This window comes from Micromonospora sp. HK10, assembly GCF_000982955.1.
Classification (GTDB): Bacteria; Actinomycetota; Actinomycetes; order Mycobacteriales; family Micromonosporaceae; genus Micromonospora.
Genome location: NZ_KQ058847.1, coordinates 1 through 12,954, shown reverse-complemented (window position 1 = coordinate 12,954; position 12,954 = coordinate 1). Strand labels below are relative to the sequence as shown.

Genomic DNA, 12,954 nt, shown 5'->3' with positions numbered 1-12,954 from the left:
CGGTGGCGAGCCGGTTACGCAGCTCGACCGCCGTGAGCGAGTCGAAGCCGAGGTCCTTGAAGGCCCGTCGCGGGTCGACCTGGTCACCGCCGCGGTGTCCCAGCACCCCGGCGATCTCGTCACGGACCAGGTCGAGCAGCAGGCGCTGCTGTTCGACCACGGCGAGCGTGGCGAGCCGGTCCGCCAGCCCTCGGCCGCCGGCCGAGGCGTCCGCCGCCGTACGCCGGGCGACCTCGGGGTTGAACCGGCGGAGCGCTGCGGGGGTGAGTTTGGCGGGGATGAGGGTGGGGTGGGTGGTGTGCAGGGCGGTGTCGAGGAGGTGGAGGGCCTGGTCGGTGGGGAGGGGGTGGATGCCGGCTTGGGTGAGGCGGTGCTGGTTGGTGGTGTCGAGGGTGGCGGTGATGGTGCTGGTGTGGGCCCAGAGTCCCCAGGCGAGGCTGGTGGCGGGGAGGTTCAGGGTGTGGCGGTGGTGGGCGAGGGCGTCGAGGTAGGTGTTGGCGGCGGCGTAGTTGGCTTGGCCGGGGCTGCCGAGGGTGCCGGCGGCGGAGGAGTAGAGCACGAACGCGGCCAGGGGGAGGTGTGTGGTGGCGTGGTGGAGGTGCCAGGCGGCGTCGACCTTGGGCCGCAGGACCGTGTGCAGCTGCTCTGCCGTCATGGTGTGCAGGGCGGCGTCGTCGGTGGTGCCGGCGGTGTGGAACACGGCGGTGAGGGGGTGAGCGTCGGGGATGCCGGCGATGAGGGCGGTGACGGCGTCGGGGTCGGCGGTGTCACAGGCGACGATGGTGACGGTGGCGCCGAGATCCTGAAGCCGGGCGGTGAGTGCGGCGGCGTCGGGAGAGTCGGGGCCGCGTCGGCTGGCGAGGAGGAGGTGTCGCGCGCGTCCGGTGGCGGCGAGGTGTTCGGCGAGCAGGGCGCCGAGGGTGCCGGTGCCGCCGGTGATCAGCACCGTCCCCTCCGGATCCAGCTCCGGCGTGGCGTCCGCCGGCGCCGCGAGCGCACGGGAGATCCGGGGCGCCAGCAGCCCACCGTCGCGGATGGCCAGCTGCGGCAGGCCCGTGGCGACCGCGGCGACGATCAGGTCGTCCGCGGCGGTGTCGAGCGGTCCGTTCCCGGCGGTGTCGAGCGGTCCGTTCCCGGCGGTGTCGAGCGGTCCGTTCCCGGCGGTGTCGAGCGGTCCGTTCCCGGCGGGGCCGACGTCGACCAGCACGATCCGGTCGGGGTGCTCCGACTGCGCGGAACGGACCAGACCCCAGAGCGCGGCGCTGGGCAGGTCGATGTCCTCGCCGGACCGGGTCGCCACCGCGCCCCGGGTCAGCACGACCAGGCGGCCGGTGGCGTACCGGTCGTCGGCGAGCCACCCGCGCAGCGCGGTGACCGCCTGCTCGGTGAGGTCGTGGGTGGCGGTGACGACGTCCCCGTCGCCGGCCGGCTCGATCCGGACCACCACCAGCTCGGCGTCGTCCGGGACCGCCCCGGCCGTGAGGTCGGCCAGGTCCAGGGCGGCCGGCAGCGGGCCGCCGGTGCGACCACCCGGTACGGCCACCCAGGTGACCCGGTGCAGGTCGCGGCTGCCGCCGGCGTCCCCGAGCGCCGCCGGGCGGACGGTCAGCGCCGCGACGCTGACCACCTCGACGCCGGCCGGGTCGGTGGCCAGGAGCCGGACGGTGTCCGTACCGGCGGCGCTGACCCGGACCCGCAGCGTGGTGGCGCCGGTGGCGTGCAGGGTGACCCCGGTCCAGGCGAACGGCAGGCGGACGCCGTCCCCCAGCGGCAGGAGGGCGAGCGGGTGCAGGGCCGCGTCGAGCAGGGCCGGGTGGATCCCGTACCCCCGGCTGCTCAACTGCTCGGGCAGCACCACCTCGGCGTGGACGGTGTCCCCGTCGCGCCAGGCGGCGCGTACCCCCTGGAAGGCGGGCCCGTAGTCCACGCCGGCGTCGGCGAACCCGGCGTAGAGGGCGTCGACGTCGACGGGTTCCCCGGCCGGCGGCCAGCCGGCGGCGGGCGAGTCGGCGGCCGGGGCGGTACGGGAGAGGGCACCGGTGGCGTGCACGGTCCATTCGCCGTCGGGGTCGTCCTGGTCCCGGGAGCTGATGGTCAGCGGTGCCTGTCCCGACCCGTCCGAGGGACCCACCTCGACGCGCAACTGCCGTCCGGTCCCGGAGTCGAGGGTGAGGGGGGTTTCGATGCTGAGGTCGTGCAGGTACGGGTGTGCGGTGTGGTAACCGGCGTGCAGCGCCAGGTCCAGGTAGGCGGTGCCGGGCAGCAGGGTGGTGCCGGCGATGGTGTGGTCGGCCAGCCAGGGGTGGGAGGTGGTGGAGATCCGGCCGGTGAAGAGATGGCCCTGCTGGTGGGGGAGTTCGATGGTGGCGGCGAGGAGGGGGTGTCCGGCGTTGGTGAGGCCGAGGTCTTCCGCGTCGTTGACGGTCGCTTCGGCGTGCAGCCAGTACCGCTGGTGCTGCCAGGGGTAGGTGGGCAGCGGCATCGGTGGGACGGGCCCGGCGGGCAGCAGCGGTGTCCAGTCGACGTCGAGGCCGGTGGTGTGGGTGGTGGCGAGTGCGGTGAGCAGAGCGGCCGTGCCGTCGTGTCCGCGCTGCTGGGTGGGGATGGTGGTGGCGTCGGTGAGGGTTTCCCGGGTGAGGGTGGTGAGGGTGGCGTCGGGTCCGACTTCGAGGTAGTGGGTGACGCCGAGGTGGTGCAGGGTGTCGGTCCCGGCTGCGTAGTTGACCGTTTCCCGGATGTGTCGGGTCCAGTAGTCGGGGTCGGCGAGTTGCTGGTCGGTGGCGAGGTCGCCGGTCAGGTTGGACACGATGGGCAGGGCCGCCGGCCGGTAGGTGACGTCTGCGGCGGCTGCCCGGAAGTCGTCGAGGATGGCGTCGGTGTGTGCGGAGTGGAAGGCGTGCGCGACGTGCAGCTTGCGGGCGCGCACTCCGTCGGCGGTGAGTTGGGCGGCCAGGGCGTCGATGGTGTGGGTGTCGCCGGCGAGGACGAGTGAGGTGGGGCTGTTGTGTCCGGCCAGGCTGACATCGGGGTGGGCGTCGAGGATCGGCCGGATGCGGTCGAGGGGCGCGGTGACGGCGAGCATGGCGCCGGCGGGCATGCCGTGCATGAGTCGGGCGCGGGTGGTGACCAGTTTCGCGGCGTCGGTGAGGTCCAGGACGCCGGCGATGTGCGCGGCGGTGAGTTCGCCGATGGAGTGTCCGATGAGGTAGTCGGGTCGGATTCCGAAGCTGTCCAGCAGTCGCACCATGGCGACCTCGGCGGCGAACAGGGCGGGTTGGGTGTACAGGGTCTGTCCGAGCAGGTCGGTGTGCGCGCCGGTCATGACCTCGCGCAGCGGCTGCTCCAGGTGCGCGTCGAGGGCGGCGCAGACGTCGTCGAGGGCGGTCGCGTAGGCGGGGAAGCGGGTGTAGAGGTCGGCGGTCATGCCGGGGTGCTGGGCGCCCTGGCCGGTGAACAGGAACGCCACCTTTCCGACCGCGCTCACCACCCCGCTGACCAGGCCCGGATGCGCCGCGCCGGCCGCGAGCGCCCGCAGCGCCGCGCCCAGCTCGCCGCCCGCCGCGCCCAGCTCGCCGTCCGCCGCGCCCAGCTCGCCGTCCGCCGCGCTCAGCTCGCCGTCCGCCGCGCTCAGCTCGCCGTCCGCCGCGCCCGGCTCGCCGTTTGCCGCGTCGAGCGCCGGCACGACCGCGGCCCGGTGGGCGAGGGCCGCCCGTCCCGTCACCAGGGTGCGGGCCACCGCCGCCCGGTCCAGCGTCGGATCCGCGTCGACCAGCTCGGCCAGCCGCCCCGCCTGGTCGCGCAGGGCCGCGGGGCTCTTCGCCGAGAGCAGCCACGGCAACGGCGCGACCGGCTCGGCCACCGGCCCGACCGGACGCTCCGGCGCCTCCTCCAGGATCACGTGGGCGTTGGTGCCGCTGATCCCGAAGGAGGAGACCCCGGCCCGGCGCGGCCGGTCCGGGCGTACCGGCCAGGGCCGCGCCTCGGACAGCAGGGCGACCGCGCCTGCCTCCCAGTCGACGTGCCGGCTCGGCGTCTCCGCGTGCAGCGTCGGCGGCAGCGTGCCGTGCCGTAGCGCCTGGACCATCTTGATGATGCCGGCGACGCCGGCGGCGGCCTGGGTGTGCCCCAGGTTCGACTTGATCGACCCGAGCCAGAGCGGCTCGTCGCGCTCCTGCCCGTAGGTGGCCAGCAGCGCCTGCGCTTCGATCGGGTCGCCGAGGGTGGTGCCGGTGCCGTGCGCCTCGACGGCGTCGACGTCGGCGGGGTTCAGTCGCGCGTTGGCCAGGGCCTGGCGGATGACGCGCTGCTGGGAAGGGCCGTTGGGGGCGGTGAGGCCGTTGCTGGCGCCGTCCTGGTTGACCGCCGAGCCGCGGATCACGGCGAGCACCGGGTGGCCGTTGCGCCGGGCGTCCGACAGCCGCTCCAGCACCAGCAGACCGGTGCCCTCGCTCCAGCCGGTGCCGTCGGCGGTGTCGGAGAAGGACTTGCACCGCCCGTCGGCGGCGAGCCCGCGCTGCCGGGCGAACTCGACGAACGTGGTGGGCGTGGCCATCACCGTGGCCCCACCGGCCAGCGCCAGGGTGCACTCGCCGTGGCGCAGCGCCTGCATGGCCAGGTGGGTGGCGACCAGCGACGATGAGCAGGCCGTGTCCACGGTCACCGCCGGGCCCTCCAGCCCGAGGGTGTACGCCAGCCGCCCGGAGGCGATGCTCGGCGCGCTGCCGTTGCTGAGCTGGCCCTCGTAACCGTCCGGGATGTGGTGCTGCAACCGGGTGGCGTAGTCGTTGTACATGATGCCGGTGAAGACGCCGGTGTCGCTCTGCCGCAGGGTCTGCGGGTTGATCCCGGCCGACTCCAGCGCCTCCCAGGCGGTCTCCAGCAGCAGCCGGTGCTGCGGGTCGGTCGCCGTGGCCTCGCGTGGGCTGACGTCGAAGAAGTCGGCGTCGAAGGCATCGGCGTCGTGCAGGAAGCCGCCGTGGCGGGTGTACGTGGTGCCGGGGTGGTCGGGGTCGGGGTGGTGCAGCCGGTCGAGCTGCCAGCCGCGGTTGGTGGGGAATTCGCTGATCGCGTCGACCCCCTCGGCGACGAGCTGCCACAGCTGGTCGGGCGAGGCGACCCCACCCGGATAGCGGCAGGCCATCCCGACGATGGCGATGGGTTCGTCCACCGTGGCCGTGCTGACGGCGGCCCGCCCGGTGGTGGGCGCGGCGGTGGGGTCGAGCTGGCTGAGCAGGTGGGTGGCGAGGACTTCGGCGGTGGGGTGGTCGAAGATCAGCGTGGCGGGCAGCCGCAGGCCGGTGGCCGCGGTGAGCCGGTTGCGCAGGTCCACGGCGGTCAGCGAGTCGAACCCGAGGTCCTTGAACGCCCGCTGCGGCGCCACGCTCTCCGCGCCGGCGTGGCCCAGCACCCCGGCGATCTCCGCCCGTACCAGGTCCACCATCAGCCGCAGCCGCTCCGCCGGCCCGAGCGTGGCCAGCCGGCCGGCCAGGTCCTGCGATGCGGCGGCGGTCGCGGCATGGCGCCGGCTGCCGGCCGGCGACAGCCCACGCAGCCCGCCCAGGCTGAGGTCCGCCGCGACCACGGCGGGTCGCCGCTGGTCGAGCGCCAGGTCCAGCAGCGTGAACGCCGCGTCGCTGGTCAGCGGGCGCAGGCCGGCACGGCCGATCCGGGTCTGGTCGCCCCGGCCCAGCCCGGCGGTCATCGCGCTTTCCTGCGCCCACAGTCCCCAGGCCAGTGCGGTGGCTGGCAGTCCCTGCGCGGTGCGGTGCGCGGCCAGCGCGTCGAGGAAGGCGTTCGCGGCGGCGTAGTTGCCCTGCCCCGGGCTGCCGAGCGTGCCGGCGACCGAGGAGTAGAGCACGAACGCGGCCAGCGGCAGGTCCCGGGTGGCCTCGTGCAGGTGCCACGCGCCGTCCACCTTGGGCCGCAGCACGGCGTGCAGCCGGTCCGGGGCGAGCGTGTGCAGGGTGGCGTCGTCGACCACGCCGGCGGTGTGGAAGACGGCGGTGAGGGGGTGCCCGGCCGGGATGTCGGCGAGCAGGGCGGCCACCGCCGCCGGGTCGGAGACGTCGCAGGCGGCCACGGTCACCTCGGCGCCCGCCCCGGCCAGCCGGTCGAGCAGGTCGCCGTCGCCGCCGCGCCGGCTGACCAGCAGCAGCCGCCGGGCGTGGCCGGCGCGTACCAGGTGCTCGGCCAGCAGGCCACCGAGCGTGCCGGTGCCGCCGGTGATGAGCACCGTGCCGTCCGGGTCGAACGGCGGCGCTGCCGGCTCGGCCGGCGCCGCGAGCCGGGTCAGGTGCGGCGCCAGCAGTTCGCCGTCGCGGACGGCGAGTTGCGGTTGACCGGCGGCGGCCGCCGCGGCGAGCCGCTCGTCGCGGACCTCGTCGGCGTCGACCAGCAGGAACCGGTCCGGGTGCTCGGCCTGGGCGCTGCGGACCAGGCCCCAGAGCGCCGCGCCGGCCAGGTCGGTCACCTCGTCGCCGGCCCGCGCCGCCACCGCGCCGCTGGTGACCACCACCAGGCGGGTCGCGGCGGACCGGTCGTCGGCGAGCCACCGCTGCAGCAGCCCCAGCACCTCCTCGACCCGCTGGTGGGTCGCGGCCACCGGCTCGCCGCCGTCGCCGGTGGCGCGCAGCAGCACCGTCTCCGGCGCGGGCAGCCCGTCGTCGTCCAGCAGCGCCGCCAGCTCGACGGGGGAGAGCAGGTCGCCGGCGGGCGCGGAGACCCCCGGCGGTACGCGGCTCCAGGCCACCTCGAGCAGCTGGCCGGCCCGGGCGGCGGTGACCTGATCGGGAGCCGCCCGGACGGACAGCGCGGCCACGGTCACCACCGGGGCGCCGGCCGGGTCGGTGGCGGTGAGCCGGACCGTGTCCGCGTCGACCCGGTGGAAGTCCACCCGCAGCGTCCGGGCGCCGGTGGCGTGCAGTCCGACGCCGGTCCAGGCGAACGGCAGCCGCACCTGGTCGTCGCCGGTGAGGGCGATCGGGTGCAGCGCGGCGTCGAGCAGGGCGGGGTGCACGCCGTACCCGGCGGGGTCCACCTCGTCGGGAAGGGCGACCTCCGCGTACAGGTGGTCGCCGGCCCGCCAGGCGGCGCGCAGGCCGCGGAAGCTCGGCCCGTACCCGACCCCGGCGTCGTGCAGACCGGGGTAGAAGTCGGTCAGGTCGACCGGGGTGGCGCCGGCCGGCGGCCACTGCGTCGCACCCGCGGTGGCCGCCGGCCCGATCGGGTTGAGGGTGCCGGTGGCGTGCCGGGTCCACGCGCCGTCCGAGCCGGCGGGCCGGGAGTGCACGGTGACGGACCGGGCCGCGCCGGCCGGCGCCACCTCCACCTGCAGGTCGAGCGCGCCCTGCCCGGGCAGGACGAGCGGCGCCTCGATGGTGAGGTCCGCCAGGTACGGGTGTCCGGTGTGGTGACCGGCGTGCAGGGCGAGGTCGACGAAGGCGGTGCCGGGCAGCAGGGGCGTGCCGACGATGACGTGCTCGGCCAGCCAGGGATGGGTGGTGGTGGAGATCCTGCCGGTGAACAGGTGGGTGTCCTGGTGGGCCAGGGCGAGCGTCGCCCCCAGCAGCGGGTGCCCGGCACCGGCCAGGCCGAGGTCGCCCGGCTCGGTCGTCGTCGTCCCGTGGTGCAGCCAGTACCGCTGGTGCTGGAACGGGTAGGTGGGCAGCGGTTCCGCCGGGACCGGCCCGGCGGGGAGCAGGGGCGTCCAGTCGACGTCGACGCCGGTGGTGTGGGCGGTGGCCAGGGCGGTGAGCAGCGCGCCTGTTCCGTCGTGTCCGCGCTGCTGGGTGGCGATGGCTGTGGCGTCGGTGAGGGTTTCCCGGGTGAGGGTGCTCAGGGTGGCGTCGGGCCCAACTTCGATGAAGTGGGTGACGCCGAGCTGGTGCAGGGTTTCGGTGCCGGCGGTGTAGTTGACCGTCTCCCGGATGTGTCGGGTCCAGTAGTCGGGGTCGGCGAGTTGGTCGTCGGTGGCGACCTGTCCGGTCAGGTTGGACACGATCGGCAGGGCCGCCGGGTGGTAGGTGACGGTGGCGGCGGCTGCCCGGAAGTCGTCGAGGATGGCGTCGGTGTGGGCGGAGTGGAAGGCGTGCGCGACGTGCAGTTTGCGGGCGCGGATGCCGTCGGCGGTGAGTTGGGCGGCGATGGTGTCGATCGTCTCGGTGTCGCCGGCGAGGACGAGTGAGGTGGGGCTGTTGTGCCCGGCCAGACTCATGTCGGGGTTGGCGTCGAGGAGCGGCTGAAGCCGGTCGAGGGGTGCGGTGACGGCGAGCATGGCCCCGCCGGGCATGGTGTTCATGAGTCGTGCCCGGGTGGTGACCAGCGTCGCGGCGTCGGGCAGGTCGAGGACGCCGGCGATGTGGGCGGCGGTCAACTCGCCGATGGAGTGTCCGATGAGGTAGTCGGGTCGGATTCCGAAGCTGTCGAGCAGTCGCACCATGGCGGCCTCGGCGGCGAACAGGGCGGGTTGGGTGTACAAGGTCTGTCCGAGCAGGTCGCTGTGCGCGCCGGTCATGACCTCGCGTAGCGGGTGCTCCAGGTGCGCGTCGAGGGCCGCGCAGACCTCGTCGAGGGCGGCGGCGTAGGCGGGGAAGCGGGCGTACAGGTCGGCGGTCATGCCGGGGTGTTGGGCGCCCTGACCGGTGAACAGGAACGCCAGTTTCCCGTCGCGTGCCGATCCCTGGACCAGGCCGGGGTGCGGCTGCCCGGCCGCGAGGGCGTGCAGCGCGGCGATCAGGTCCGCCGTGGTGTGCGGCTCACCGTCGGGCTCGTCCACCGGCGGGACGATCGCCGCCCGGTGGTCGAACGCCGTCCGGCTGGTCGCCAGCGCGTGCGCGACCCGGGCCGGCGGCAGGTCCGGCCGCTCGTCCAGCAGCTCCACCAGCCGGGACGCCTGGTCGCGCAGCGCCCCCGAGGTACGCGCCGACAGCAACCACGGCATCGGCGCGGGCACCTCGACCGGCGCCGCCACCGGCGCGTCCGGCGCCTCCTCGATGATCAGGTGCGCGTTGGTGCCGCTGATGCCGAACGACGACACGCCAGCCCGGCGGGGCCGGTCCGCCCGGCGCGGCCACGGCTGCGGCTCGGTCAGCAGCGCCACCGAGCCGAGCTCCCAGTCGATCCGGCTGCTCGGCGTCGCGGCGTGCAGGCTGCGCGGCAGCAGGTCGTGCTCCAGGGCGAGGACCAGCTTGATGATCCCGGCGACGCCCGCCGCCGCCTGGGTGTGGCCGATGTTCGACTTGATCGACCCCAGCCACAACGGCTCGGCCCGGTCCCGCCCGTACGTGGCGAGCAGCGCGTGCGCCTCGATCGGGTCGCCGAGCACGGTGCCCGTACCGTGCGCCTCCACCGCGTCCACCTCGGCCGGCGAGAGCCGGGCGGCGGCCAGGGCCTGCTGGATGACCCGCTGCTGCGCGGGCCCGTTCGGCGCGGTCAGCCCGTTGCTCGCGCCGTCCTGGTTCACCGCCGAGCCGCGGATCACCGCGAGCACCCGGTGCCCGTTGCGGCGGGCGTCGGAGAGCTTCTCCAGCACCACCAGCCCGGCGCCCTCGCCCCAGCCGGTGCCGTCCGCCTCGGCCGAGAACGACTTGCACCGCCCGTCCACGGCCAGGCCCCGCTGCCGGGCGAACTCCACGAAGATCTTCGGGGTGGCCATGATGGTCGCCCCGCCGACCAGGGCCAACGAGCACTCGCCGCCGTGCAGCGCGCGGATCGCCAGGTGCGCCGCCACCAGCGACGAGGAACAGGCCGTGTCGATGGTGATCGCCGGCCCCTGCAACCCCAGCGCGTACGCGATCCGGCCGGACGCCACGCTGGTGGTGTTGCCGGTCAGCAGGTAGCCGGCCAGGTCGGCCGGGGGCGCCAGGGTGGCCGGGGCGTACTCCTGGGCGACCACGCCGGTGAACACGCCGGTCACGCTGCCGCGCACCGACGCCGGGTCGATGCCGGCGTGCTCGAGCGCCTCCCACGCGGTCTCCAGCAGCAGCCGCTGCTGCGGGTCGGTGGCCAGCGCCTCGCGCGGGCTGATCTGGAAGAAGTCGGCGTCGAACCGGTCGGCACCGGTGAGGAACCCGCCGTGCCGGGTGTACGTGGTGCCCGGCTGGTCCGGGTCGGGCGAGTAGAGGGTGTCCAGCTGCCAGCCCCGGTCGGTGGGGAAGTCACCCATCGCGTCGGTGCCGTCGGCGAGCAGCCGCCACAGCTGCTCCGGGCTGTCCGCGCCGGGGAACCGGCAGGCCATGCCGACGATGGCGATCGGCTCGTCGGCGCCGGCCGGGCCGGTGAGCGGGGCGACCGGGCCGGCCGGTTCGGCCCCGGCCAGCAGGGCGGCCAGGTGCTGGGCGAGCGCGGCCGGCGTCGGGTGGTCGAAGGCGAGGGTGGTGGGCAGCCGCAACCCGGTCAGGGCGGCCAGCCGGTTGCGCAGCTCCACCGCGGTCAGCGACTCGAAGCCGAGGTCCTTGAACGGCTGCGCCGCGCCGATCTCCGCCGGGTCGCTGTGCCCGAGCACCACGGCGATCTCGGCGCGTACCACCTCCAGCAGCGCCTGCCGGCGGCCCGCCGGGTCCAGACCGGCCAGCCGCTCGCCCAGGTCGCCGCCGGTCGGGGCCGGCCCGGCCGGGGCGTCGGCGGCCGGGACCAGCGGCCGCAGCAGGTCCGGCAGGTCGCCGCGGCCGGCCCGCTCGCGCAGCGCCGGCAGGTTCCACAGCGTCGCCACGACCTGCGGCAGCCCGCTGTCCAGCGCCGCGTCGAGCAGGGCGAGACCCTGCTCGTCGGAGAGTGGCAGCAGCCCTGACGCGGCGATGCGGGCGTGCTCGTCGGCGCCGAGGTGTCCGGTCATGCCGCTGGCCCGGGCCCAGAAACCCCACGCCACGCTGGTGCCGGGCAGGCCGAGCGCGCGACGACGGCGGGCCAGCGCGTCCAGGAAGGTGTTCGCGGCCGCGTAGTTGGCCTGCCCGGCGCCGCCGAGGGTGCCGGCGATCGACGAGTACACCACGAAGGCGTCCAGCTCCAGCCCGGCGGTCGCCTCGTGCAGGTGCCAGGCCGCGTCGACCTTGGGGCGCAGCACGTCGTCGACCTGCTCGGCGGTCAGCGTGTGCAGCGCCGCGTCGCGCAGCACCCCGGCGGTGTGGAAGACGGCGCTGAGCCGCCGGTCCCGGGACGCCTCGGCGACCAGCGCCCGCACCGCCTCGCCGTCGGCGGTGTCGCAGCCGAGCACGCGTACCTCGGCCGCGCCGGCCGCGATCAGCCGGCCGACCAGTTCCTCCGCGCCGGGCGCCTCGGCGCCCCGGCGGCTGGCCAGCACCAGGTGCCGGGCCCGGCCGGTGACCACCAGGTGCTCGGCGAGCAGCCCGCCGAGGGTGCCGGTGCCGCCGGTGATCAGTACCGTGCCGTCCGGGTCGAGCCCGGCCGGCGCGCCGGACGAAATGACCCGTTCGATCCGGGGCCGCAGCAGCCGGCCCTCGCGGAGCACCGCCTGCGCCGCGCCGGACTCCACGGCGACGCTGAGCAGCTCCCCGCTCTCCGGTGTGCCGTCGGTGTCGATCAGCGCGAACCGGTCCGGGTGTTCGGTCTGCGCGGACCGCAGCGCACCCCAGACGGCCGCGCCGGCCAGGTCGGCCACGTCCTCGCCGTCGTGCGCGGCGACCGCGCCACGGGTCAGCACCACCAGGCGGGTGTCGGCCAGGTCCGCGTTGCGGCACCAGGCGCCGACGACCCGGACCACCTCGGCCACCACCGCGTGCGTGGCGGCCACCACGTCGCCGTCCGCGCCGGGCGACCAGACCACCACGTCGGGCGCGTTCCAGGGCGCGGCCAGCAGCTCCTCGACCGCGCCGGTCGGGAAGACCTCCAGGTCGTACGCGCCGGCGCGGTCGACCGGTTCCGGCTCGACCCAGACGAGCTGGTGCACCGGTGGCGCGCCCAGCGCGGCGGTGTTCAGCGGGCGGGTGTGCACGGCCGCCACGGTCAGCACCGGGCTGCCGTCCGCCGCGATCAGCTGCAACGCGGTGCGGCTGCCCTCGGTGCGGGCGGTGCTGCGCAGGCTGCCGCCGGCGGTGCCGTGCAGGGTCACCCCGGTGAAGCTGAACGGGATGTCGATGCTGGTGCCGGCGGCCGGCGCGCTCGTCGTGGCCGCCGAGTGGATCGCGCTGTCCAGCACCGCCGGGTGGATCGCGTATCCGGTCGGGTCGAGGTCGGCGTGCCGGTTCAGCTCGGCGTACACGGTGCCGGTGCCGCCCTGCCAGGCCCGGCCGATGTTGCGGAACGCCGGACCGTAGTCCAGCCCGGTGTCGCGCAGCGCCAGGTAGAACGGCGCGGTGTCGTACGCCTCGGCGCCGGCCGGCGGCCAGCCCGACGGCGGCGGCACGGGCGCCTCGGCGGCGGTGCTGAGGGCGCCGGTGGCGTGCGCGGTCCAGGGGCCGTCCGGCTCGTTCTCCGGCCGGGTGCTGATGGTGATCGTCCGCCGGCCGGACCGGTCCGCCGGCTGCACGTGGATCTGCAGGTGGACCGGCACGCCCGGGTCGAGGACGACCGGCGTCTGGATGGTCAGCTCCTCGACGTGCCGGTGCTCGGTCTGCGCGGCGGTGTGCAGGGCCAGTTCGAGCAGCGCGGCGCCCGGCAGGATGGGCCGCCCGTTGATGGTGTGCTGGGTGACCCAGCGGTGCTCCTCGACCGTGATCCGGCCGCTGGCCAGGTACGTCCCGTCCGGCGTGGTGACCGCCGCGCTGACCAGCGGGTGACTCGTGGAGGCCAGGCCGTGCAGGCTGGGCGCGCTGCCGCGCGGCGACCCGGTCAGCCAGAAGCGCTGGTGTTGGAAGGGGTAGGTGGGCAGGGGCAGGTGCCGGGCCGGGACGGGGAGGTGCCAGGTGATGGTGAGGCCGTGGGTGTGGGCGGTGGCGAGGGCGTGCAGGAACTGGCGGTGGGCGTCGTGGTCTCGCCTGAGGGTGGCGATGGCGCGGGGCT

General features: G+C 75.6%; 1 protein-coding gene. It reads right to left on the bottom strand.

Features of this window, described 5'->3' with window-relative positions; all coding sequences use genetic code 11:
* A partial coding sequence (locus LQ51_RS32895; protein ID WP_046568138.1) for a type I polyketide synthase occupies positions 1–12,954 on the bottom strand: 12,954 nt, incomplete at both ends.